This is a genomic window from Providencia sp., assembly GCF_003533305.1.
Classification (GTDB): Bacteria; Pseudomonadota; Gammaproteobacteria; order Enterobacterales; family Enterobacteriaceae; genus Providencia.
In genome coordinates this window covers 13,995-38,274 of the sequence record NZ_DOEH01000024.1, presented here as the reverse complement: position 1 = coordinate 38,274, position 24,280 = coordinate 13,995, and the positions used below count along the sequence as shown (strand labels likewise).

21 protein-coding genes are annotated in these 24,280 nt (G+C 39.0%); 10 read left to right on the top strand and 11 right to left on the bottom strand.

The window, feature by feature from the left end:
- Positions 1-41: 41 nt before the first annotated feature.
- Entirely contained in the window at positions 42-818 is a 777-nt protein-coding gene (locus tag DD649_RS16435) for a hypothetical protein (protein WP_294109492.1), read from the bottom strand.
- A 237-nt stretch (positions 819-1,055) separates the two neighbouring features.
- Here DD649_RS16435 and DD649_RS16430 point away from each other — a divergent pair, with 237 nt between their 5' ends.
- On the top strand, positions 1,056-1,265 hold the full coding sequence (locus DD649_RS16430) for a helix-turn-helix transcriptional regulator (RefSeq protein ID WP_294109484.1): 210 nt from the start codon (positions 1,056-1,058) through the stop codon (positions 1,263-1,265).
- 79 nt (positions 1,266-1,344) lie between these two features.
- On the opposite strand, the gene sugE is transcribed toward DD649_RS16430, so the two are convergent.
- Positions 1,345-1,659 (bottom strand): quaternary ammonium compound efflux SMR transporter SugE, encoded by a 315-nt coding sequence (gene sugE, locus DD649_RS16425; protein WP_294109462.1) that lies wholly within the window; start codon positions 1,657-1,659, stop codon positions 1,345-1,347.
- 265 nt (positions 1,660-1,924) lie between these two features.
- Here sugE and DD649_RS16420 point away from each other — a divergent pair, with 265 nt between their 5' ends.
- The 3 genes from DD649_RS16420 (at position 1,925) to DD649_RS16410 (ending at position 5,651) form a co-directional block, all read left to right on the top strand.
- On the top strand, positions 1,925-2,833 hold the full coding sequence (locus DD649_RS16420) for an EamA family transporter (protein ID WP_294109453.1): 909 nt from the start codon (positions 1,925-1,927) through the stop codon (positions 2,831-2,833).
- Between the two features lie 354 nt (positions 2,834-3,187).
- On the top strand, positions 3,188-5,281 hold the full coding sequence (gene cstA, locus DD649_RS16415; protein ID WP_294109447.1) for a pyruvate/proton symporter CstA: 2,094 nt from the start codon (positions 3,188-3,190) through the stop codon (positions 5,279-5,281).
- Between the two features lie 172 nt (positions 5,282-5,453).
- Positions 5,454-5,651 (top strand): YbdD/YjiX family protein, encoded by a 198-nt coding sequence (locus DD649_RS16410; RefSeq protein ID WP_294109439.1) that lies wholly within the window; start codon positions 5,454-5,456, stop codon positions 5,649-5,651.
- Between the two features lie 82 nt (positions 5,652-5,733).
- On the opposite strand, the gene efp is transcribed toward DD649_RS16410, so the two are convergent.
- A complete protein-coding gene (gene efp / locus DD649_RS16405) occupies positions 5,734-6,300 on the bottom strand; it encodes an elongation factor P (protein ID WP_294109430.1) in 567 nt (188 codons plus the stop codon).
- Positions 6,301-6,343: 43 nt separating this feature from the next.
- Here efp and epmB point away from each other — a divergent pair, with 43 nt between their 5' ends.
- A complete protein-coding gene (gene epmB / locus DD649_RS16400) occupies positions 6,344-7,372 on the top strand; it encodes an EF-P beta-lysylation protein EpmB (protein WP_294109420.1) in 1,029 nt (342 codons plus the stop codon).
- An 80-nt stretch (positions 7,373-7,452) separates the two neighbouring features.
- Here epmB and DD649_RS16395 read toward each other — a convergent pair whose 3' ends face one another.
- The 4 genes from DD649_RS16395 to DD649_RS16380 form a co-directional block, all read right to left on the bottom strand.
- Positions 7,453-7,797: a DUF4156 domain-containing protein gene (locus DD649_RS16395; RefSeq protein ID WP_294109412.1), complete on the bottom strand. Its 345-nt coding sequence runs from the start codon at positions 7,795-7,797 to the stop codon at positions 7,453-7,455.
- Positions 7,798-8,271: 474 nt separating this feature from the next.
- Positions 8,272-9,915, bottom strand: a complete 1,644-nt coding sequence (groL, locus tag DD649_RS16390) for a chaperonin GroEL (protein WP_294109402.1) — start codon at positions 9,913-9,915, stop codon at positions 8,272-8,274.
- A 51-nt stretch (positions 9,916-9,966) separates the two neighbouring features.
- Positions 9,967-10,260 (bottom strand): co-chaperone GroES, encoded by a 294-nt coding sequence (locus tag DD649_RS16385; RefSeq protein ID WP_294109395.1) that lies wholly within the window; start codon positions 10,258-10,260, stop codon positions 9,967-9,969.
- A 161-nt stretch (positions 10,261-10,421) separates the two neighbouring features.
- A complete protein-coding gene (locus DD649_RS16380) occupies positions 10,422-10,955 on the bottom strand; it encodes an FxsA family protein (protein WP_294109376.1) in 534 nt (177 codons plus the stop codon).
- A gap of 410 nt (positions 10,956-11,365) precedes the next feature.
- Here DD649_RS16380 and aspA point away from each other — a divergent pair, with 410 nt between their 5' ends.
- Together aspA and DD649_RS16370 are read left to right on the top strand one after the other, a co-directional pair.
- Positions 11,366-12,790 carry an aspartate ammonia-lyase gene (aspA, locus tag DD649_RS16375; RefSeq protein WP_294109367.1) on the top strand — a complete coding sequence of 475 codons (1,425 nt, stop codon included), beginning with the start codon at positions 11,366-11,368 and terminating at the stop codon, positions 12,788-12,790.
- 144 nt (positions 12,791-12,934) lie between these two features.
- The gene (locus tag DD649_RS16370) at positions 12,935-14,257 is read left to right on the top strand and encodes an anaerobic C4-dicarboxylate transporter (RefSeq protein ID WP_294109359.1); all 1,323 of its coding nucleotides are present in this window, start codon (positions 12,935-12,937) and stop codon (positions 14,255-14,257) included.
- Between the two features lie 117 nt (positions 14,258-14,374).
- Here DD649_RS16370 and DD649_RS16365 read toward each other — a convergent pair whose 3' ends face one another.
- Entirely contained in the window at positions 14,375-15,514 is a 1,140-nt protein-coding gene (locus DD649_RS16365) for a glycerate kinase (protein WP_294109349.1), read from the bottom strand.
- Positions 15,515-16,252: 738 nt separating this feature from the next.
- On the opposite strand from DD649_RS16365, the gene DD649_RS16360 reads away from it, so the two are divergent.
- From DD649_RS16360 to DD649_RS16350, 3 genes are all read left to right on the top strand, one after another.
- Positions 16,253-17,743 carry a putative allantoin permease gene (locus DD649_RS16360; RefSeq protein WP_294109328.1) on the top strand — a complete coding sequence of 497 codons (1,491 nt, stop codon included), beginning with the start codon at positions 16,253-16,255 and terminating at the stop codon, positions 17,741-17,743.
- Positions 17,744-17,849: 106 nt separating this feature from the next.
- Positions 17,850-19,211, top strand: a complete 1,362-nt coding sequence (gene allB, locus DD649_RS16355) for an allantoinase AllB (protein ID WP_294109319.1) — start codon at positions 17,850-17,852, stop codon at positions 19,209-19,211.
- A gap of 63 nt (positions 19,212-19,274) precedes the next feature.
- Entirely contained in the window at positions 19,275-20,576 is a 1,302-nt protein-coding gene (locus DD649_RS16350) for a uracil/xanthine transporter (protein WP_294109313.1), read from the top strand.
- Positions 20,577-20,797: 221 nt separating this feature from the next.
- Here the strand turns inward: DD649_RS16350 and glxR are convergent, their stop codons facing one another.
- From glxR to gcl, 3 genes are read right to left on the bottom strand one after another with little or no spacing between them, the layout of a single operon-like run.
- Complete coding sequence (glxR, locus tag DD649_RS16345; protein WP_294109305.1) at positions 20,798-21,679, bottom strand: 2-hydroxy-3-oxopropionate reductase; 882 nt, start codon at positions 21,677-21,679, stop codon at positions 20,798-20,800.
- 13 nt (positions 21,680-21,692) lie between these two features.
- Positions 21,693-22,469: a hydroxypyruvate isomerase gene (hyi, locus tag DD649_RS16340; RefSeq protein ID WP_294109299.1), complete on the bottom strand. Its 777-nt coding sequence runs from the start codon at positions 22,467-22,469 to the stop codon at positions 21,693-21,695.
- 12 nt (positions 22,470-22,481) lie between these two features.
- A complete protein-coding gene (gene gcl, locus DD649_RS16335) occupies positions 22,482-24,263 on the bottom strand; it encodes a glyoxylate carboligase (protein WP_294109290.1) in 1,782 nt (593 codons plus the stop codon).
- Positions 24,264-24,280: the final 17 nt, after the last annotated feature.

Genomic DNA, 24,280 nt, shown 5'->3' with positions numbered 1-24,280 from the left:
ACTTTTTTAATTTAAATTAAATAAAAAATATCAATAGATATCTATGGATAACTAACTAAAGTTTCCAAGCAAGCTAGCGTAATGCCATTTTCTTTTAAAGCATTAAATAAACTGCTTGAAGATGCATGAGGGCAATTAAGTTTTTCTTTAATACGTAGAATGCGTTTGTGTTCACAGGCTTCTGAACATCCTTGAATATAACTAATTTCTTTAACCTTACAATGAGATAATAATAACCGAATAGTTATGATCTCTTTACGAGTGAATCGAATATTACCGAAACGCATATATTGATGGATATCTAATGGTTCAACCTCCTGCAACTCTTGATTTCCAATTGATTCTATTGGCAAAACTATATTTTCTCTTTGTGGCAATATAACACTATCATCCTTTTTCCATGTACTATGTGCATAATCCGATACTATAGGCCGGCATCTATAAATTGCTATCATGTCTTTTATTGATAGTTTTTTCTTTGAATTTATTGATATTATTTCATAAACACCTCCATACTTAGTACAAAAATCCACTTTTAAATCATTTTTATTTGATTTAGCCAAAGTGTTTTTATAAGAATTTGAATAATTAGCCCAATACTGAATTCCTGATGAAAGTCTTTCACTAATTATTTTATCTAAATCATCATCCCAATACATTAGCAACCATTCATAATTATTAGAAATTATACTAATTTCTTTATTTAAAATATCAATTCTAGAAAAAGAAAGATCAATATCATTCCAATCAAAATAATTAGAGAATAAACTCGATAAATTAGCACAAGATTTTTCTAAAAACTTGCTTTTAACATCCATAAGATTAACCTTAACATTGATTTTTTTTAAGTGACCACTTAAATTAATTAAGCATAAAAGTTCAAATCAATATATTTTTATCACATCAAAATAAACATTAAAAGATTAGTTTAATATAACTATTAAAAAATAAACTTACCGTTTACATTAATAAGTAAAATTTAGTTAAAAATGTGAAAGTTAATTTCACATTAATTATAGAACATATTTAATTAACTATTAATTATTGGAGAACATATGAAACCCGATTGGCATTCTGCGGATATCATTGCCGCAATAAGAAAGAAAGGTTCAACTTTGTCAGCGATATCTCGATCTGCTGGTTTAAATTCAGCCACACTTAGTAATGCCCTTTCAAGGCGCTGGCCTAAAGGAGAAAGAATTATTGCAGAATTTTTAGAGATAAATCCAGCTGAAATATGGCCATCACGTTATATAAAAAAATAAATTTTGAATTATGATGATAAATAATATTAAGCTAAATATAAACGGGCATTAACGCTGCCCGTTTATTAATTTTAAATGATTAACTCGATACTTTCAGTCCAATTAGGCCCGCTACTATTAAGCCTAAACTCAGCAAACGAAATATATTCGCTGACTCGCCCAAGAAAATAATACCGACAATTGCGGTACCAACTGCGCCAATTCCTGTCCAGATTGCATAAGCTGTTCCAGCTGGCAAATCACGCATTGCATAGGCTAACAGTCCCATACTTGCAATAATGGCAACAATAGTAATGATACTTGGTGTGAGTCGGGTGAAACCGTGGGTATATTTTAATCCAATCGCCCAAACAATTTCTAATAGACCAGCGAATAAGAGGATGATCCAGGCCATTGCCATTTCTCCTGTAAACTACTCAGGGTCGTCCCCATTATTTGAACGTAATTCAGGTCGTCCTGAACACGGTTGATTTGAGTATTTATTATAAACGTTCGCGTTCTAAGACTCAAGCCATGCAAAATAACATATAAGTCCAAATCAGTGACGGTAATTAACCTATTTATACTTTATTTTATCATCTAGCACAGTTGTCATCGCACTCTTGTATCACCAAGGGTAAAGTAGAAAGCATAATGTCGATTATTATTGAGAAAATAGCATGAGTTTCAAAGATATATTACTCGCCCTTTGCGTGGTGATTATTTGGGGCGTTAACTTTGTGATTATCAAACTTGGGGTCACCGCCTTACCACCACTATTACTTGGTGCGTTACGTTTTGCTTTCGTCGCATTTCCTGCGATTTTTATTTTTAAACGACCTAAAATTCCCTTTAAATTGCTGTTGTTATATGGGCTGACTATCAGCTTTGGGCAGTTTGCATTTCTTTTTAGTGCCATTAGAGTCGGAATGCCAGCTGGAATCACCTCTGTCATTCTTCAGTCCCAAGCCTTTTTTACTCTACTATTAGGGGCTATGATTTTAAAAGAATCCCTTCAAGCCACACATTTTATTGGTATGTTTATTGCTATTGCGGGACTCACTGTTTTAGCCAATGGAGCCACCTCTGGCGGGCTAGATGATATTCCATTCCTTGGGCTAATGTTTACATTAATTGCCGGATTATCATGGGCATGTGGAAATATCACCAATAGAATTATTATGCAAAACCAAGGTGAAAATAAGTGTAGTGCTCTCTCTCTTGTTAGTTGGAGTGCTCTAATTCCAATTATTCCATTTTTGCTGTGCTCATGGATTTTTGAAGGTGAAGACGCAATCGTTGAAGGGCTATCCTCTTTCAATTGGTCAATATTTGGCGTGATCCTATATCTTGCCTACTTATCAACTTTTATTGGCTATGGGCTATGGGGTGTACTGCTAGGACGTTACGAAGCATGGCGAGTTGCTCCCTTCTCGCTTCTCGTTCCCGTTTTTGGATTGAGTAGTAGTGCATTATTCCTTGGTGAACATATCAATAGCATACAAATTGCTGGCCTCATCTTGATTATGTTAGGTCTTATTATGACGCTTTTTGGTAAAAAAATAATCCAACGCTTAAGACAGGCTTAAATCTACATATTGAAATACCGGAGGTTTTATCTTCCGGTTTCTTTTTATGAATACCAAATATTCCCGCTTTTTTAATCAAAAAAACAAAAGATAGAATTAGATTTAAATATTGAAATAATTAATATTTTCAGAATTCAACCTTGTACCCATTTGTTTTCATAGTCACAATCCGAATAAAATCCAATAATTTACCCTTATTTAGTGATATGAACTGCAATTATTAAATTTACTTACAAGTTTCAACTTGGTGTCTCGTTTTAGCTACTTTTCCTTTCCTCTAAGTATGGTTATACCTTTCACAGTTTTACTTAAATTAATAATAAAAAACCAATAAATTAATAGACGGGGATAGCTATGGGTAAACAATTGATATGGATTGCTCTCGCTCTGCTTGGCGCTTTTTCGCTAGGTTATGTAGCCTTAAATCGTGGTGAACAGATAAACGCACTGTGGATTGTTGTTGCCGCAGTCTGCGTTTATCTTATCGCATATCGTTATTATGGTATTTTTATTGCCAAGAAAGTGCTTCAAGTTGACGAAACGCGCATGACACCTGCAATTCGTCATAATGATGGGCTTGATTACGTTCCAACAGATAAAAAAGTTTTATTTGGTCACCATTTTGCCGCAATCGCCGGTGCAGGTCCTTTAGTCGGCCCTGTGCTTGCTGCGCAGATGGGTTATCTCCCCGGCATGTTATGGCTGCTTGCAGGCGTTGTGCTCGCTGGTGCGGTTCAAGATTTTATGGTGTTATTTGTATCAACACGCCGTGATGGCCGTTCTTTAGGCGAGTTAGTTAAAGAGGAAATGGGCAATACCGCGGGAATTCTCGCACTCATCGCCTGCTTTATGATTATGGTCATCATTCTAGCCGTTCTCGCCATGATTGTTGTAAAAGCTTTAACTCATAGCCCTTGGGGAACTTATACAGTTGCATTTACTATCCCTCTCGCTATTTTTATGGGAATCTATACACGCTATATTCGTCCCGGACGCATTGGTGAAGTTTCCATAATCGGTTTAGTCTTTTTAATCTTCGCAATTATCTCTGGAGGCTGGATAGCCGAAAGCGAAACATGGGCTCCTTACTTTGATTATACAGGTGTACAACTAACCTGGATGCTAGTTGGCTATGGCTTTGTTGCTGCTGTTTTACCTGTATGGTTATTACTTGCACCACGAGACTATCTTTCCACCTTCTTAAAAATTGGTACAATTATTGGTCTTGCTATTGGTATTTTAATTTTAAATCCTAGCCTGCAAATGCCTGCATTAACTAAATATATTGATGGTACAGGCCCAGTTTGGGCGGGCGACCTCTTCCCATTCTTATTTATTACCATTGCTTGTGGCGCAGTTTCTGGTTTCCATGCTTTGATTGCATCTGGTACCACACCGAAAATGCTCGCCAATGAAAATCAAGCCTGCTTTATCGGTTATGGTGGCATGTTAATGGAGTCATTTGTCGCTATCATGGCATTGGTCGCAGCTTGTGTGATTGACCCTGGTGTTTATTTCGCTATGAATAGTCCAATGGCAATGCTTGCACCTGCTGGAACACAAGATGTCGTGGTATCAGCTGCTCAAGTTGTTAGTAGTTGGGGTTTTCAAATCACACCTGATCAATTACATCAAATAGCCAATGATGTCGGTGAAAGTAGCATTATTTCTCGCGCAGGAGGAGCACCAACACTTGCTGTTGGTATGGCTTACATTTTACACGGTGCATTAGGCGGGTTGATGAACGTGGCATTCTGGTATCACTTTGCCATTTTATTTGAAGCCTTATTTATTCTTACCGCTGTTGATGCAGGTACCCGTGCTGCGCGCTTTATGTTACAAGATTTACTGGGTGTTATTTCTCCGTCCTTGAAACGAACCGATTCGCTACCTGCCAATCTAATGGCAACCGCATTATGTGTACTTGCTTGGGGCTATTTCCTTCATCAAGGTGTCGTTGACCCACTTGGCGGTATCAATACCTTATGGCCGCTATTTGGTATTGCCAACCAAATGCTCGCAGGTATGGCATTAATGCTATGTGCAGTTGTGCTATTCAAAATGAAGCGTCAAAGATATGCGTGGGTCGCCTTGGTACCAACATCTTGGTTATTGATTTGTACCATGACTGCTGGCTGGCAAAAAACCTTCAGCGAAGATGCTCGTGTTGGCTTCTTAGCTGTAGCAAATAAATTCCAAGCAATGATTGATAGCGGTAATATTCCTGTGCAGTATACTGAATCACAATTGAATCAGTTAATATTTAATAACCGATTAGATGCAGGCTTAACCATATTCTTTATGATTGTCGTCGTCTTCTTAGCGCTATTCTCAATACGTACCGCGCTAAAAGCATTGAAGTCTGATGAGCCAACTGCTAATGAGGTTCCTTATGAGCCAATGCCAGCAAACTATAAAGATATCGTGGCCAATACACGCCATCATTAAGTTGGTTATCAATAATTAAATTATATGCGACAAAAAAGTCGATATCTAAAATAATTTGTGTTGTAGCTAGGCGGTAAGCGAGGATATCCTTAGGAGCATACATAAGTATGTGACTAAGGTAGCTGAGCGAAGCCAACAACGCTACAACACAAAATATGACGAGGATACAAAAATGTTTGGAACACTAGGTAATGCGGCACGCTATCTAGGCCAAGCGGCAAAAATGATGGTCGGTATCCCTGATTATGATAACTATGTTGCACATATGCAGGTAACTCATCCCGATCAAACACCGATGACCTACGAAGAGTTTTTCAAAGAACGGCAAGATGCGCGCTATGGCGGTAAGGGTGGGCCCAAATGTTGTTAATGCTCACTAGTTGAATTTTAAACATAAAAAAGCCGTGGTATTGAAGCCACGGCTTTTTGTTTTTCAATTCGATCGTGAAAAATTATTTTACGCGTGAAACGTATTCACCTGAACGCGTATCAACTTTGATAATTTCACCGATTTGAACAAATAGAGGAACCTTAACTACTGCGCCTGTGCTCAGCGTTGCTGGTTTACCACCTGTACCTGCTGTATCACCCTTCAGACCTGGATCTGTATCTGTGATTTCTAATTCAACAAAGTTTGGTGGTGTCACTGAAATTGGACGACCATCCCACAGTGTTAAAATACATTCAGCTTGATCAACTAACCATTTAGCGTTATCGCCAACGGTTTTTTCATCTGCCGCTAACTGTTCGAAAGTCTCGTTATTCATGAAATGCCAGAACTCACCATCGTTATAAAGGTAAGTTAAGTTCATATCCATGACATCCGCACCTTCTGCAGAATCAGTAGATTTAAATGTTTTTTCCAACAATTTGTTAGAAATCAGTTTACGAAGACGCACACGTGCGAACGCTTGACCTTTACCCGGTTTAACAAATTCACTTTCAAGAACGACACAAGGCTCACCATCTAACATGATTTTAAGACCTGAGCGGAATTCATTGGTACTATAAGTAGCCATGGAGATCCTCTAATTTATAAACTAAAAATGGCATAGCCAAAAAATGGTCGATATTATAACTCAAAATACCCCATCCAGAGAAGTCTGGATACAACAACTTGCTGAAGCAATCACGGATCCTGATGAATTGCTGCAAATATTAAACTTGGAAAGCCACCAACCATCGAAAGAAGGTCATAGTGCACGTCAGTTATTTCCACTACGTGTTCCTCATCCTTTTGTCTCTAGAATGAAAAAAGGCGATCCATTAGACCCTCTACTATTGCAAGTGTTAACCGCAAAAGCAGAGTTCGATATACATCCCGGCTTTTCTGTTGATCCACTGGAAGAGCAAGATAATGCGATCCCAAGTTTACTGCATAAATACCACAATCGCGCATTAATGCTGGTTAAAGGTGGCTGTGCAGTAAACTGCCGCTACTGTTTTCGCAGGCATTTTCCTTATGAAGATAACAAGGGAAATAAAAATAACTGGTTAGTGGCGATGGATTATATAAAAAATCACACTGAACTCAATGAAATCATCTTCTCAGGTGGTGATCCTTTGATGGCAAAAGACAGTGAGCTCGATTGGCTGATTAGCCAACTTGAATCTATTGAGCATATTAAGCGCCTTAGAATTCACTCTCGTTTGCCGGTTGTTATCCCTGAACGTATCACTGATGCCTTGTGTGATAGGCTGGCAAACTCACGCCTACAAGTCATTATGGTGACTCACGTTAATCATGCCAACGAAATTGATGCAGACTTTAGTGCTGCGATGCAAAAGCTTAAAAACGCAAAAGTCACCTTATTAAACCAAAGCGTCTTACTACGCCAAGTTAATGATAATGTCACCGCGCTAGCTAATCTAAGTAATGCCTTATTTGATGCCGGAATTTTACCCTACTACTTACATGTGCTGGATAAAGTACAAGGCGCTGCGCACTTTCTCGTGAGCGATCAAGAAGCTAGGCAGCTTATCCAACAGCTACTTAGTCGAGTTTCGGGATATCTAGTACCCAAGCTTGCGCGGGAAATTGGAGGAGAGCCAAGTAAAACACTACTCGACCTCAATTTAAGGCAAAATTAAAATTGAAAAACGCCCGAATTACTGAAAACTATTGAGTAATCCAAAATCAAATAGTTTCAATCGGGCGTTATTAATTCATTTTAAGGGCACTTATAAACTTGGCCAATCATTTTACTGTCTACGGGTATGAAACTAGAAAGAATGGTTTCACTCGGGCTAGTTGCGCCAAAAATCACATTACCACCCATTGCTGCTGCTTTATTACGTAAATCGTTAGCAGCACTGCGCATAGCGCTAGATTCATTATTCACACCACTCAACCAGTTGCTTTGAGTCCCTGCGACCTGACCAAGAAGCTGGCAATCACTTCCAGGTTGATTTTCAACAAAACGAACTTGTGAGCCTGCTGAAGATAAATTAGTGGTTGTCGTACAACCTGCTAACAGCAGCAATGCAGCAGCACCAAGCAATACTTTAATTCGCATGTTTTCCCTCATTATTCATTATGTTTTTGCAGCTGGTTTGAAAATGCCTTTAGTTAATATCGTCCAATCATTTGTTTTATAACTCTATTTTATGAAACACTTAGATTTTCATCTACATTTCTAAACAGCGATAGAGCCAAAATTCACACCCTATTGGGCGATAAAATTCGAATGTCGTTAACGCGCTAACTAAAAGTAATCAATATTCACGTTTTCATATACCATCAGTCGAATAGAGTTTACCACAAAACCACCAATACACCCCGTTCTGTTCTTTACTTATTTAGACCATTTTTTACCTTACGCTAAATATAACCTGATGCACTACCTTTGCGCAAAAATAATTGCAAAGCACAATTGTTAGCAATAAAAAAACCGGCATCGCTAGGTAAACTAACAATGCCGGTCTTATTAGGCTTCACCATCTCTAGTGTCATCCACTAGAGCGATTGGAGCATAATGCAGCCAAATGGCTTACATCATACCGCCCATTCCACCCATTCCGCCCATACCGCCTGCACCTAAATCAGATGCATCTGATTTTGGCAGATCAGTAACCATAGCTTCTGTAGTGATCATCAGGCCTGCGATAGAACCTGCAAATTGCAGCGCTGAACGTGCAACTTTAGTTGGGTCCAAAATACCCATAGCAATCATATCGCCATAAGTATCAGTTGCCGCGTTGTAACCTTCGTTGCCTTTAGAAGCTTTAACGTTGTTAACAACCACAGACGCTTCAGCACCTGCGTTAGTTACGATTTGACGCATTGGTGATTCCATTGCACGTAATGCAACACGGATACCAACGGTTTGATCTTCGTTATCGCCTTTCATGCCTTCAAGCTTAGCAGCAACACGAACCAGTGCAGTACCACCACCAGCAACAACGCCTTCTTCTACTGCTGCGCGAGTTGCATGTAGAGCATCATCAACGCGAGCACGTTTTTCTTTCATTTCAACTTCAGTTGCTGCACCGACTTTAATGACTGCAACGCCGCCAGCTAATTTAGCCACACGCTCTTGCAGTTTTTCACGGTCATAATCTGAGGTTGATTCTTCGATCTGTTGACGGATTTGAGCAACACGTCCTGCAATTGTCGCTTCATCACCAACACCATCGATGATAATAGTGGTATCTTTATTAATAACGATACGTTTTGCTTGACCCAAATCTTCTAATGTTGCTTTTTCAAGCTCCATACCGATTTCTTCAGAGATCACAGTCGCGTTAGTCAATACAGCGATATCTTGCAGCATTGCTTTACGACGATCACCAAAACCAGGGGCTTTAACTGCGGCTACTTTCACGATGCCACGCATAGTATTAACAACCAAAGTTGCCAACGCTTCGCCTTCAACATCTTCTGCAACAATCAGAAGTGGTTTGCTTGCTTTCGCAACGCCTTCTAATACTGGCAATAATTCACGAATGTTAGAGATTTTTTTATCAACTAACAGGATGAATGGGTTTTCCAGCTCAACTGCGCCTGTTTCAGGTTTGTTGATGAAATAAGGAGACAGGTAACCGCGATCGAACTGCATACCTTCAACAACATCCAGCTCATCTTCCAGACCAGTACCTTCTTCAACAGTGATAACGCCTTCTTTGCCGACTTTATCCATTGCTTCTGCGATTAATTTACCAACGGTTTCGTCAGAGTTCGCAGAAATAGTACCAACCTGTGCGATTGATTTAGTATCTGAACATGGAACAGAAAGCGCTTTAAGCTCTTCAACTGCTGCAATAACGGCTTTATCGATACCGCGTTTCAAATCCATCGGGTTCATACCCGCAGCAACCGCTTTCAAGCCTTCAGTGATGATAGCTTGAGCAAGAACTGTTGCAGTTGTTGTACCGTCACCCGCTGCATCGTTAGCTTTAGATGCAACTTCTTTCAGCATCTGAGCACCCATGTTTTCGAATTTATCTTCTAATTCAATTTCACGTGCAACAGAAACACCATCTTTAGTGATAACAGGTGAGCCAAAAGATTTATCTAAAACTACGTTGCGGCCTTTAGGACCTAAAGTTACTTTTACTGCATCAGCAAGAATATTCACACCACGAAGCATTTTCGTACGTGCATCACTACCAAATTTAACGTCTTTAGCTGCCATTATCTCTTTCCTTCAAATTCTTTTCGTTAGTTGAGAAGTTTTAAGTGAAAATTACGCTTCAACAATCGCCAGAATATCGCTTTCTGACATGATCAACACTTCTTGATTGTCGATTTTTTCAGCTTTCACGCCATAACCGTCGTTAAAAATCACGATATCGCCAACTTTAACATCCAGTGCTTTAATTTCACCATTTTCAAGGATGCGACCGTGGCCTACTGCAAGGACTTCACCACGAGTAGATTTACCCGCTGCAGTTCCCGTTAAAACAATTCCACCCGCAGATTTTGATTCAACTTCTTTACGTTTAACGATGACACGGTCATGCAATGGACGAATTTTCATTAATAGTTCTCCTGTAAACAAAGTCCACACTAGGTAACGGACGATACCAGTATGTCTCAAATAAACTAGTACCCTGTTTGAACAGATTGGGGCTAGCGGAAGAGACTTCAAGGGGGGAGATAAAAATTTTTTGTTTTTATCTCCCCTATAAATAAAGAAAATTAATTCTTCGAGCGAGGGTCTTTATCTGAATCTGTTGATTTATTCGAACCATCGATGGTATCTGAATTATCAATAGTATAAGAAGCATCATCCTGCTTACGTTGAAATTCACCTTCAAAAACATCACCATTTTGCGGATGGCTTCTACCTGGATTATTAAAGCCATTTCCAGGCTGATAAAAACGAATATGTGGGATCAACCGCATGACGAATAGTTTTTGAACTGGGGGTAGTAGTAATAGCAGACCAATAAAGTCAGTAAAAAAGCCTGGCACAATTAATAAAAAGCCCGCTAATACTAGCGCAACACTTTTAATCATTTCAGCCGCAGGACTTTCACCAGAAACTAATTTTTGCTGAATCTGCATAACATTTTTCATACCTTGATTCTTCACCAAGGAAACCCCTAAACAAGAGGTAAGAACAACCAAAAGGAGTGTCATTAACACGCCAACTTCAGTAGCAACTCGGACAAATATGACTGACTCAATGTAAATGAGAAGACATATCAATATTAGTGGTAACCAGCGCACAAGTTCTCCTTTATTTCAATAAGCTATCAACTATTTAATGCCTCTAGGGAAACCTTTGTGAACTGCATCTAAGAGACAACGTTCAATATTCGCTTTTTTCTTTAGTATAGCCATAATAATTGGGATGAATATAACGTATTTCAACTGTTGGTTTTTTTTAGTTAGTAGCACTTATCTGTGACTCAGATCACACATCGTGAAATCTGTTTCATAAATCAAACTATATAGTGATCTAGGTTCAAGGCATTATCTGTGTAAAAGCATATGATCTACCCATAAATCAGTAGAACATAATGCTGACAACGGAGTAATAGGTGTTAACCACCTGCAAAGTTTTGTTTCACGGTATATATATTTTTTTAGAAGCGCATAAAACGGACAGTAACTGTAATCTAATTAAGAAGGTTCTCATGTCAAACAATTTTCGTATCGAAGAAGACCTGTTAGGTAAGAAAGAAGTTCCAGCAGATGCCTATTATGGTGTTCATACTCTACGTGCGATTGAAAACTTTTATATAAGTGACCGCACCATCAATGATGTCCCAGAGTTTATCCGTGGCATGGTTATGGTAAAAAAAGCCGCCGCTTTAGCTAATAAAGAGCAACACACTATTCCGCGTAGTATTGCGGAAACTATCATCAAAGCATGTGATGTGATTTTGAACGATGGTAAATGTATGGACCAGTTCCCTGTTGACGTATTCCAAGGTGGTGCGGGTACATCACTCAACATGAATACCAACGAAGTTCTGGCAAACATTGGTCTTGAACTAATGGGTCATAAGAAAGGGGAATATGAGTTCCTAAACCCAAATGACCATTTGAATAAAAGCCAATCTACCAACGATGCATACCCTACCGGGTTCCGTATCGCAGTGTACAACTCTGTATTAAAATTAATTGAATCTGTTACTTACCTGAAAAAAGGTTTCGAAAGAAAAGCAGAAGAATACAAAGACATTCTGAAAATGGGTCGTACCCAGTTGCAGGATGCTGTTCCAATGACTGTTGGTCAAGAATTCCATGCTTTTGCAACTCTTTTAAAAGAAGAAGAGAAAAACTTAAAACGCAGCATCGATTTACTGCTTGAAGTTAACTTAGGTGCAACGGCTATCGGTACTGGTCTGAATACTGCTCCTGGTTATCAAAAACTTGCAGTTGAGAAATTAGCTGAGGTTACAGGCCTAGCTTGTGTTCCAGCAGAAGACCTCATCGAAGCAACATCTGACTGTGGTGCTTACATTACCGTTCATGCGGCATTGAAACGTCTTGCAGTTAAATTGTCTAAAATCTGTAATGACTTACGTTTGTTGTCTTCAGGTCCACGTACTGGATTGAAAGAAATTAATCTGCCAGAATTACAAGCAGGTTCTTCAATCATGCCAGCAAAAGTTAACCCTGTTATTCCAGAAGTTGTGAACCAAGCTTGCTTTAAAGTTATGGGTAACGATATTTGCGTAATGATGGCAGCAGAAGCTGGTCAGTTGCAGTTAAACGTTATGGAACCAGCAATTGGTCAAGCAATGTTTGAATCAATTTCGCTGCTAAATAACGCTTGTCGCAACCTCGTCGAGAAATGCGTCGATGGCATCACAGTGAATAAAGAAATCTGTGAAGCATTCGTGTTTAACTCTATCGGTATCGTCACTTACTTAAACCCATTCATCGGTCACCATAATGGTGATATCGTGGGTAAAATTTGTGCTGAAACAGGTAAAAGTGTCCGCGAAGTCGTACTTGAGCGTGGTCTACTGACTGAAGCTGAATTGGATGATATTTTCTCTGTTGAGAACTTAAAACACCCAGCTTACAAAGCAAAAAGATTTGATGACTAAAAATAGATGCAAATCATAAATAATACTTAAAAATAAAGGCACGCCTCTCATTAGAAAGCGTGCCTTTTTTGATTAATGCACATACAAAAAATTAACATAATATTTTCATAATTTTAATTTTCATTTTATCGAGGAGTAAGCACTATGTTAGCCGTAGAATTTATTATTGTTCTGCTGGCCATTTTTTTGGGGGCCCGTCTTGGTGGGATAGGTATCGGCTTTGCCGGTGGCCTAGGTGTTTTGGTACTCGCAGCTATTGGCGTGAAACCGGGCACAATTCCATTTGACGTAATCTCTATTATCATGGCTGTTATCGCTGCCATCTCTGCAATGCAAATTGCAGGTGGTCTCGATTATTTGGTTGCTCAAACAGAAAAATTATTACGTCGTAATCCAAAATACATCACGATCCTAGCCCCTATCGTGACTTATTTTCTGACGCTATTTGCAGGTACAGGTAATATTTCATTAGCAACACTACCTGTTATTGCTGAAGTTGCGAAAGAGCAAGGTGTGAAACCATGTCGTCCACTATCTACCGCCGTAGTTGCAGCGCAGATAGGTATCACTGCATCACCAATTTCTGCAGCAGTTGTCTATATGGCCTCTGTTATGGAAAATCCAGCAATGATGGGTGCAGGTAACACTGTCAGCTACATCACGCTGTTAGGGATTTTATTGCCATCAACATTCCTTGCGATTATTTTGATGTCATTCATCATCTCTTGGACTTTCAACTCTAAACTTTCTGATGACCCAATCTATCAAAAACGTTTAGCTGAAGGTTTAGTTGAACTACGTGGTAGCCAAGTAAAAGAAATCAAAGACGGTGCTAAAGCCTCTGTTCTGCTATTTCTATTAGGTGTTGTGAGTGTCGTTGCTTATGCAATCATTAACAGCCCAAGTTTAGGGATCGTTGAAACACCGTTGATGAATACGACGAATGCCATTTTGATCATCATGTTAACTGTTGCAACACTGATCACTGTACTGTGCCGTGTCAATACGGATGCTATCCTCAACTCAAGTACATTTAAAGCAGGTATGAGTGCATGTATCTGTATCTTAGGTGTGGCTTGGTTAGGTGATACTTTCGTACAACATAACTTAGACTGGATCAAAGCAACTGCGGGTGACCTAATCCACGAACACTCTTGGATGTTAGCAGTTATCTTCTTCTTCTGTTCAGCTCTTCTTTATTCACAAGCTGCAACTGCTAAAGCACTGATGCCAATGGCATTAGCACTGCATGTTAGCCCACTGACTGCCATCGCTTCTTTTGCAGCGGTATCAGGCCTGTTCATTCTGCCAACTTACCCAACACTTGTTGCGGCGGTTCAAATGGATGATACCGGGACAACACGTATTGGTCGCTTAGTCTTTAACCACCCATTCTTTATACCAGGTACTATCGCCGTTGCATTAGCCGTTACATTCGGCTTCCTATTTGGCGGTATGATGCTGTAGTTGTGGTAAAAAAAACGAATTAATATCATAAAAACCCGTGGTAGCAGTTTTAAACTGAATACCACGGGTTTTTCTTTATTGGTTAATGCAACCCATCTATGGTTCTTATTTCTTGGTTTATAGCTGTTGCCCTATCTTAAGTACTGTAGCGACGTTATACGCGGTTTGCTGTAAGTTAATCTCACCTTGTGTTAATGCTTCGTCCAATTTAGATAGGCGAGGTAAGATACTAAAAAACGCATCAATCCCTTCTTGATGTAATCCTTCCACACCATCACCTAAAACACCACTAAGTGCTATCACGGGAACATGATGTTTTGCAGCTACTTTAGCAATACCTATTGGCGCTTTACCGCCAGCGGTTTGCCCATCCATGCTTCCTTCCCCTACAATCACTAATGAGGTATCCACGATTTCCTGTTCTAATTTGACCGCCTCAATAACAATATCAATCCCAGGCTTTAATTGTGCATTCATAAATGCCGCTGCGGCAACAGAGATACCCCCAGCGGCACCGCCGCCGGCTAGATGACGATAGTTTTGGCCTTTAACCTGCTCAATAACATCCGCAAGTCGATTTAATCCTTTTTCAAGTTCAATGACCATTTCAGGTGTTGCTCCTTTTTGTGGACCAAACACCGCAGCCGCACCACGAGTACCGACTAATGGATTATCCACATCACAAGCCACACTCATTGAGCAGTCCAATAGACGAGAGTCTAGCCCCGAAATATCAATCTTTGCGATTTGATTTAAGACCTTACCGCCAGTACCCAGTACATTTTGTTTATCATCATAAAAAACTGCGCCAAGAGCTTGTAGCATGCCGACCCCACCATCCACTGTCGCACTACCACCAATACCTAAAATAATCTGAGAAACACCTTTATCAAGCGCATCTTGAATCAATTGCCCAGTACCATAACTACTCGTCAGCATTGGATTTCGTTGTTCGGGAACCACTAACATTAATCCGCTAGCTTGAGCCATTTCGATAACGGCGGTTTTCCTAGCCGCTAATAAACCATAATATGCCATTGTTGGCTCACCAAGAGGGCCTTTAACCTTTATGGTGACTCGTTCGCCCCCTACTGCTGCGATAAATGCATCAACTGTGCCTTCGCCACCATCGGCAATAGGTAAACAGACATATTGTGCATCTGGAAATACCATTTTAAATCCTTTCATAACGGCTTTTGCTGCAACTTCTGCACACATGCTTTCTTTGAAAGAATCGGGAGCTATGATAATTTTCATAATATGATCACCTATCGAAAACTGAGTCATTTTTTAATAATAGCACTCTCATGAGTAATTATTATCTCTTATTAGCTAAATGTATTAGATTATTTATCGCTATTTTAGGAAATTAAAAACCTCATCTTAAGATCTAAGTCTTTATTTTTAATCATCATGGTAACTTAAACGAAAGCTTAACTATCTAATTAACGCTATTGTATCAGAAGAATCACAATTTAAAAGATTAAATGGAAAAATTTTCCAATTAAAATTAACCATAAATAACAACGTGTTAAAAAAATAAACTCAAGAAACATTCTATTAAATCAAACGAAATAGCGTTAAATCACTAAAAAATGAGTTAATGTTAATTTAATTCACAATAAAATCATTTAAATAACTTATGAAGTTAAAATAAAACCACAAATTAAAATTGTAACTATATGTTTTTTATTAACTTTAAAACATAATAGTGCTCTAGATCTATTTTTTGGAAAATTTTCTTAAAAATACATTGCCTATCAGAGTTAAGGGTGGCTATATTAAACCCAAGAAATAATTAAAAACTGCTAGTAATAATAATAAAATAAAGTTAACTAATAACTATATATAAATAATAAGTTATTAAGTTGACGCATATATAAAAAATAAGATTGTTTAAAATTTTGAAATAATAACTTTGGTATTTTATTAAAAATTCGATTAGTTAAATCTCTCGCTTTCATATTTAAATTATATGCGTGAAAGGACACATATATGAACCGATCAAACGAAAAAGAGATTTATCGTGAACGTGGTTACACTGATGACCTATTACCTAAAGATCCCGAGCAAAGAACATGGAAAGCATTTAATTATTTTACTCTCTGGATGGGATCTGTACACAACGTTCCAAATTACCTAATGGTGGGCGGCTTTTTCATTTTAGGTCTCTCAACCATGAATATCATGTTTGCTATTGTACTTAGCTCCATTTGTATTGCATTTATCATGGTAATGAATGGTGCTGCCGGCTCTAAATATGGTATTCCATTTCCCATGCTACTTCGTGCATCTTATGGTATCAAAGGTTCACTTTTCCCAGGAATATTAAGAGGATGTGTTGCAGCGATTATGTGGTTTGGCTTGCAATGTTTTACCGGTTCACTGGCCTTATTAATTCTCATTGGTAAAATTTGGCCTGAATTTTTAAACATCGGTAATGGCGAAACCTATATGGGTGTGACGATTCCTGCTTTCATGGTGTTTATTATTTTTTGGGCCATGAATGTCGCTATCGGACTCGGTGGCGGTAAAGTACTCAATAAACTGACTGCAATCTTAAATCCTTGTATCTACATACTATTTGGTGGTATGGCAATCTGGTCAATCTCTTTAGTAGGTATTCAACCTATTCTTGACTATATTCCAAACGGAATTAGCGAAGCGCCAAGTAAAGTCTTTTTCTTTTTCATCGTAATTAATAGCGTGGTCGCGGTCTGGGCTGCACCTGCGGTAAATGCCTCAGACTTCACGCAATATTCATCTAGTTTCAAGAAACAAGCCTTTGGACAAACCGCCGGTTTACTTGTTGCCTACTTACTCTTTGCTATCAGCAGTGTGTGTATATTAGCAGGCGCTAGTATTCACTACGGTGTAGATACATGGAACGTTCTCGACATTGTGCAAAAATGGGATAGTTTATACGCGTCACTATTTGCTGTTATTGTCATATTGATGGCCACGATTTCAACAAATGCGGCAGGTAACATTATCCCAGCAGGCTATCAAATTGCATCATTGTATCCATCAAAATTAACTTATCGTCACGGTGTTATCATCGCCAGTATTATCAGTGTATTAATCATGCCTTGGAAATTAATTGAAAATCAGGACAGCATTTATACTTTCTTAGATATTATCGGCGGTATTTTAGGTCCTGTAGTCGGTGTCATGTTATCCCACTATTTTATTGTGATGCGTACGAAAATTAATTTAGATGTGCTGTATACAAAGGCGGGTGATTATAAATTCTATGAACACGGATTTAATATTACGGCATTCGTTGTCACTGTTATTGCCGTTATTTTCTCTCTCGGTGGAAAAATCATCCCCATACTTGAACCTGTATCGCGAGTATCTTGGTTCGCAGGCGTGATATTAGCTTTCGTTCTCTACTCTTTATTTAAAAAAGACACAACAAAAGCAATACAAAAAGAAGCTTTATTAAATGCGGATTCTGATATTGCAATAAAGAACCCTGCGTAGTTTGGAATAAAGAACCTATTCAGCTCATTAATTTTTAATATATCGAATAATACGCTGAACAGTAATGTTAATAAAATGAAAGAATAATCTTATCTAAGGAATACCTATGTCATACGATTTAATCATTAAAAACGGCACTGTCATTCTTGAAAACGAAGCAACAATTACTGATATTGCGATAAAAGATGGCAAAATATCTGCCATTGGCGCGGGTTTATCCGGTGCTAAAGAAGAAATAAATGCAGTCGGTTTAATTGTATCTCCAGGTATGGTTGATCCTCACGCACATATATCAGAGCCCGGCAGAACGCATTGGGAAGGCTACCAAACCGGAACCCGTTCAGCAGCAAAAGGCGGTATAACAACAATTATCGAGATGCCTTTAAACCAATTACCCGCAACGGTTGACCGTGAAAGTATTGAAATTAAATTTGATGCTGCTTCCGGTAAATTATCCGTTGATGCAGCACAACTCGGGGGATTGGTTTCTTATAATCTAGGGAAATTACACGAACTTGATGATGTAGGCGTTGTCGGCTTCAAATGCTTTATTGCAACCTGTGGTGATAAAACAATTGATAATGACTTCCGTGAAGTTAATGACTTTCAGTTTTTACGTGGTGCTGAAATTATTAGCGAGTTTGGTTCTCCCGTACTCATTCACTGCGAAAATGCAGCAATCTGTGACGCATTAGGCCTTGAAGCTGAGGCTGAAGGACGGATAACTGCACATGATTATGTTGCCTCTCGCCCTGTATATACTGAAATTGAAGCTATTCGCCGCGTGCTTTATCTCGCCAAAGTTGCGAATTGCCCAGTCCATATCTGCCATATTAGTAGTCCTGAAGGTGTCGATGAAGTCACCAAAGCGCGTAATGAAGGTCAAAAGGTAACCGCAGAATCTTGCCCACACTATTTTGCCCTTACAACTGATGACTTTGCCAAAATTGGCAATACCGCTAAATGTTCGCCACCTATCCGAGATGCACAGAATCAAAAAGGAATGTGGGAGAAATTATTCAAAGGTGAAATAGATTGTTTAGGCTCTGATCACTCCCCATGTCCACCAGAAATGAAAGAGGGTCATGTATTTAAATCCTGGGGTGGTATTGCTGGAATGCAAAACTGTGTAGATATTATGTATGATGAAGCCGTTCAGAAACGTGGGATGAGCCTACCTTTGTTTGCCCAAATAATGGCAACTAATGCCGCGAAAATATTTGGCTTAAAACATAAAGGGTCTATTACCATCGGTAAAGATGCTGACTTTGTTTTCATCAAACCTAACTCAGCTTATGAATTAAAATCTGAAGATTTGGAATACCGTCATAAAATTAGCCCATACATTGGTCGAGAAATTGGCGCTCAAATTGCTCGTACCATTTTACGTGGTGAAACCATCTATGAGTTAAAAACAGGTGTGCGTAAAAACCCAATTGGTAAATTTATATTGAAGCACCAGCAGTAATGTTGTATTGAACGATACAGCACACGCTTAATTGAGTGTGCTGTATTGTCATTTTAATAGGAAGTGATTATGTTTAGTTTGAACAAAGATAACTGTCTGTCTGGCCTGCAATGGTTCTTTTTTATTTTTTGCAATACTGTTGTTATTCCACCTACATTACAATCTGCATTTCATCTGTCTGATGCAACAACACTAACAATTACTCAATATGCCTTCCTTGCAACATCAGTTGCTTGCTTGATTCAAGCTATTGCAGGTCATAAACGGTCAATTATGGAAGGCCCAGCCGGTTTATGGTGGGGAACTATTCTTTCAGTGACATTTGCCGAGTCAGCTCAAGGCACACCTCTTGAAGTGATTGGTGGAAGCTTCGCGGTTGGTATTGCTATAGCAGGGATTATTACAGTTATAATTGGTATTAGTGGTGCAGGGAAATATCTCGCTTTACTATTTTCACCCGGTGTCATGGCTGTATTCATGTTTTTATTAGGTGCGAATTTAATCACTATATTCCTAAAAGGCATGCTTGGTCTCCCATTCAGTGCAACAACAGATATTGTGCACATTAACTTTGAAACGTTCCTACTTGCTTTATTTATTATGGCGATCATCATTGCGATTATTGTACTTCTTCCTCGAAATATTAATAAATATGCAGTACTTATCGGGTCAATTCTTGGTTGGTTTTTATTCTTAATTTTATTCAGATCAGAATCCACCGTTTCAAATAGTATTAATTGGCAACTTTTCCCATTAGGTAAAATTGAAACCATCAATTATGGTATTGTCGTGACCTGCATTATTGCTTCATTACTCAATACCTCAAATACCTTTGGCGCCATCAAAGGGACTGATATGTTCAATCCTGAGACCCCTTCAACACCAGCAATGTACAAAAGAAGTTTTATTACTTCCGGTACTATGACATTTATTTGTTCACCTTTAGGTATTGTGCCTTTTGCGCCTTTCGTTTCTTCTATCGGACTCATTACACAAACGAATGATTTCAGCAAAAAACCTTTTGTGATCGGCTCTATTTTCTTTTTAATTATCAGCTTGGTTCCTATTTTATCCAGTCTGTTTTCTTCGTTTCCTTTAGTCATCAGTAGTACCGTTATGATGGTGACTTACTTGCCTTTACTTTGGTCTTCTTTGCTCTTTATTCGCATACTTGAGCTCAATCCAAGAAATATTTATCGCCTTGCACTACCTTTATTTATTGGTATATTTTTAATGAGTGTTCCACCAACATATATGCAAGATATTCCATTAATGATAAGACCTATTGTCACTAATGGCTTATTAATGGGCATTATTATCTCAATAATTCTTGAAAATATATTCAAATGGGATGCTGTAAAATAAAACTTAACTAAGTTAATTTAATATAAAAGCGGAGCCTTAATTTATAGGCTCCGTTTTTTTTAAAAAAAATTTGTCTCTAACTTATTTTTTTCACATAAAAAATTTAATTATTACCCATAAAAAAAGCCCCACATACGTGGGGCAAATAAACGACTAGTTAAACTGTTTTACTACTTGTAACTACTTATTACTTTTTTAGAACATACTACGACTTCGGTAACTTAATCACTGAGCTTATGATTTGCCATAATTTCAATAGCTTTCACTAATGCCGAATGATCATTGTTTTCACCACCATGTGCGGCACATAGATTGAAAAGCTCTTGGCAAGTCGCCGTATTAGGCAAACTCATTGACAGTGCCTTAGCGCCTTGTAGAGCAAGATTTAAATCTTTTTGATGTAACGAAATACGAAAACCTGGGTCAAATGTACGCTTAACCATGCGTTCACCATGAACTTCTAAGATCCTTGAAGAAGCAAATCCCCCCATCAACGCTTCACGTACTCGTGCTGGGTCTGCACCCGCTTTAGAAGCAAATACAAGTGCTTCTGCTACCGCTTCAATGGTTAGTGCAACGATAATTTGATTAGCAACTTTGCATGTTTGTCCATCACCATTACCGCCCACTAAACTAATATTCTTACCCATCAGTTCAAACAATGGTTTCACTTTGGAAAATGAAGCCTCTTCTCCCCCCACCATGATGCTGAGTGTGCCCTGTTGAGCGCCAACTTCACCACCGGATACCGGTGCATCAAGATATTGGCCACCAAGTTCATTAATTTTTTTCGCATACTCTTTGGTTTCTATCGGTGAAATAGAACTCATATCTACAATAATTTTGCCTTTTAAGTTGGCAAAACCACAGCCATTCTCACCAAATAGAACCTCAGCAACCTGCGGAGTATCTGGCACCATAATAAATATGACATCTGAGTTTTCTGTCACTTCTTTCGGGTTATTATAGGCTTTAGCACCGCTTTCTAATAAAGAAGTAGGAAGAGTACCTCGAGTATTAACCGCTAACTCATGACCACCTTTAATCAAGTTCGCCGCCATTGGCGCACCCATAATACCTAAACCCACAAAGCCTAATTTCATGATCTACCCCTCATTATGAATATTGTTTTAACCAATCCAAACCCTGCTCTGTGGTTGTGGCCGGTTTATATTCACAGCCAATCCACCCTTGATAGCCCATAGCTTCAAGTTGCTCAAACAGATAGGTATAATTTATTTCCCCGGTTCCCGGTTCATGACGCCCTGGGTTATCCGCTAACTGGATATGTGAGATATGATTAAATAACTGCTTTATTGTTTCAGTTAATTCACCTTCCATACGCTGCATGTGGTAAATATCATATTGAAAATAAATATTTGGATGATTAACGCGTTTAATTAATTCTTTCACTTGAAAAGAACGGTTTAAATAGAAACCCGGAATATCAAAAGTATTCACCGCTTCGACAAGTAAACGAATATTTTCTTTAGACAGTAATTCAGCCGCAAAACGTAAGTTTTGTACTAACGTGATAAGCGTTTCGGCTTCAGAAAGCGCAGGATCTTTACGGCCAACTAGACAATTAATTTGTTTACAGCCTAATACCTTTGCGTATTCGATAGCCTGCTTAACACCTTGCTGAAACTCTTCTTGTCTTTGAGGTAAGCACGCAATTCCACGCTCTCCACCATCCCAATCACCAGCAGGAAGATTAAAGAGAACTTGAGTTAACTTATTATCATCAAGTTCTTTTTTAATCGCTTGCGCTGGAAAATCATAAGGAAACATATATTCCACAGCACTAAAGCCATTCTTAGCGGCGAGTTTAAAACGCTGCATAAAATCAACTTCAGTAAATAACATCGATAAATTAGCTGCAAACTTTGTCATCAGCTTATTTCCTTATTTATATTGATAGAATGCCGTTGCCGTTGGTGCATCCGCTTCAGAAGTTGCCACTTCTTCAAATTCAGTCACGTTATCCAATTCAGTTCCCATTGAAATATTCGTCACACGCTCAAGAATGATTTCAACCACAACAGGAACACTGAACTCTTTCATTAATTTTTCAGCTTGCTTAAAGGCTGGCGCAATATCTTCGGGTTTAAATACGCGAATGGCTTTACAACCAAGACCTTCAACAACTTTAACGTGGTCAACGCCATACTCGCCGATAACATCACAGTTAATATTCTCAAACGCGAGTTGAACACAATAATCCATATCAAAACCGCGTTGTGATTGACGAATTAAGCCTAAATAAGCGTTATTCACTACCACATGGATATATGGCAATTTAAATTGGGCACCGACAGCAAGCTCTTCAATCATAAATTGGAAGTCATAATCGCCAGAAACAGCGACTACTTTACGTTTAGGATCTGCAACACAAACCCCCAGAGCGGCAGGTAAAGTCCAGCCTAATGGGCCAGCTTGGCCACAGTTAATCCAATGGCGAGGCTTAAATACATGTAGCATTTGTGCGGCAGCAATTTGTGACAGACCAATCGTGGTGACATAACAAACATCACGACCAAATGCTTTATTCATCTCTTCATAAACGCGCTGTGGTTTGACTGGTGTATTATCAAAATGTGTTTTACGTAATAAGGTACGCTTACGCTCTTGGCACTGCGCAACCCACTTGCTGTAATCTGGCAATGTTCCCGCTTTTTTACGGGCTTTAGCGCGTTCAACTAATAAGTCTAATGCTAATTTAGCATCAGAAACTATCCCTAAATCAGGACAGAAAATACGACCAATTTGTGTTGGTTCAATATCAATATGGACTGTTTTACGGTTTCCAACGTATTTATCCGTTGAACCTGTATGACGGTTTGCCCAGCGATTACCAATACCTAGCAGAAAGTCTGATTCTAATAATGTGGCATTACCGTAACGATGAGATGTTTGCAAACCAACCATACCAGCCATTAACTCGTGGTCATCTGGAATTGAACCCCATCCCATCAATGTTGGAATAACAGGCGCATTACAAATCTCAGCTAATTCTTGCAGTTTGTCTGATGCATCCGCATTGATAACCCCACCACCCGCGATAATTAATGGTTTTTTAGCGGCGAATAGCATATCTAATGCTTTATCTACCTGAGCAACCGTTGCGGCAGGCTTATAGCTCGGTAATGGCTCATAAGTATCAGGATCAAACTCAATTTCAGCCACTTGAACATCAAATGGGAGATCAATCAGAACCGGTCCCGGACGTCCTGAACGCATTAAATGAAAGGCTTGCTGTAATACACGCGGCACCAATGCAGGCTCAAGGACAGTGGTCGCCATTTTAGTGACAGGTTTTGCAATTGATGCAATATCTACTGCTTGGAAATCTTCTTTATGTAACCGTGCCCTTGGTGCTTGACCCGTAATGCATAAAATAGGAATTGAGTCGGCTGATGCAGAGTAAAGCGCCGTGATCATATCAGTGCCTGCGGGACCCGAAGTCCCTAAACACATCCCAATATTACCCGGATTTGCTCTTGTATAGCCTTCTGCCATATGAGAGGCCCCTTCAACATGGCGTGCTAAATAATGCTGAATACCACCATGTTTGCGCATTGCACTATAGAAAGGATTTATTGCAGCACCTGGTACGCCAAAAGCGGTTGTAACGCCTTCTTTTTCCAGTACATACATTGCTGCATCAACTGCACGCATCTTAGCCATACTAACTCCTTTTATTG

What these genes read in the sequence shown, in the direction of transcription:
- glxR (WP_294109305.1), bottom strand. Translation starts at nt 21,679, where the DNA reads ATGAAATTAGGCTTTGTGGGTTTAGGTATTATGGGTGCGCCAATGGCG.
- DD649_RS16385 (WP_294109395.1), bottom strand. Translation starts at nt 10,260, where the DNA reads ATGAAAATTCGTCCATTGCATGACCGTGTCATCGTTAAACGTAAAGAA.
- DD649_RS16430 (WP_294109484.1), top strand. Translation starts at nt 1,056, where the DNA reads ATGAAACCCGATTGGCATTCTGCGGATATCATTGCCGCAATAAGAAAG.
- sugE (WP_294109462.1), bottom strand. Translation starts at nt 1,659, where the DNA reads ATGGCCTGGATCATCCTCTTATTCGCTGGTCTATTAGAAATTGTTTGG.
- efp (WP_294109430.1), bottom strand. Translation starts at nt 6,300, where the DNA reads ATGGCTACTTATAGTACCAATGAATTCCGCTCAGGTCTTAAAATCATG.
- DD649_RS16435 (WP_294109492.1), bottom strand. Translation starts at nt 818, where the DNA reads ATGGATGTTAAAAGCAAGTTTTTAGAAAAATCTTGTGCTAATTTATCG.
- aspA (WP_294109367.1), top strand. Translation starts at nt 11,366, where the DNA reads ATGTCAAACAATTTTCGTATCGAAGAAGACCTGTTAGGTAAGAAAGAA.
- DD649_RS16395 (WP_294109412.1), bottom strand. Translation starts at nt 7,797, where the DNA reads ATGCGAATTAAAGTATTGCTTGGTGCTGCTGCATTGCTGCTGTTAGCA.
- DD649_RS16420 (WP_294109453.1), top strand. Translation starts at nt 1,925, where the DNA reads ATGAGTTTCAAAGATATATTACTCGCCCTTTGCGTGGTGATTATTTGG.
- hyi (WP_294109299.1), bottom strand. Translation starts at nt 22,469, where the DNA reads ATGACAAAGTTTGCAGCTAATTTATCGATGTTATTTACTGAAGTTGAT.
- groL (WP_294109402.1), bottom strand. Translation starts at nt 9,915, where the DNA reads ATGGCAGCTAAAGACGTTAAATTTGGTAGTGATGCACGTACGAAAATG.
- gcl (WP_294109290.1), bottom strand. Translation starts at nt 24,263, where the DNA reads ATGGCTAAGATGCGTGCAGTTGATGCAGCAATGTATGTACTGGAAAAA.
- DD649_RS16360 (WP_294109328.1), top strand. Translation starts at nt 16,253, where the DNA reads ATGAACCGATCAAACGAAAAAGAGATTTATCGTGAACGTGGTTACACT.
- DD649_RS16365 (WP_294109349.1), bottom strand. Translation starts at nt 15,514, where the DNA reads ATGAAAATTATCATAGCTCCCGATTCTTTCAAAGAAAGCATGTGTGCA.
- DD649_RS16410 (WP_294109439.1), top strand. Translation starts at nt 5,454, where the DNA reads ATGTTTGGAACACTAGGTAATGCGGCACGCTATCTAGGCCAAGCGGCA.
- epmB (WP_294109420.1), top strand. Translation starts at nt 6,344, where the DNA reads ATGGTCGATATTATAACTCAAAATACCCCATCCAGAGAAGTCTGGATA.
- allB (WP_294109319.1), top strand. Translation starts at nt 17,850, where the DNA reads ATGTCATACGATTTAATCATTAAAAACGGCACTGTCATTCTTGAAAAC.
- DD649_RS16370 (WP_294109359.1), top strand. Translation starts at nt 12,935, where the DNA reads ATGTTAGCCGTAGAATTTATTATTGTTCTGCTGGCCATTTTTTTGGGG.
- cstA (WP_294109447.1), top strand. Translation starts at nt 3,188, where the DNA reads ATGGGTAAACAATTGATATGGATTGCTCTCGCTCTGCTTGGCGCTTTT.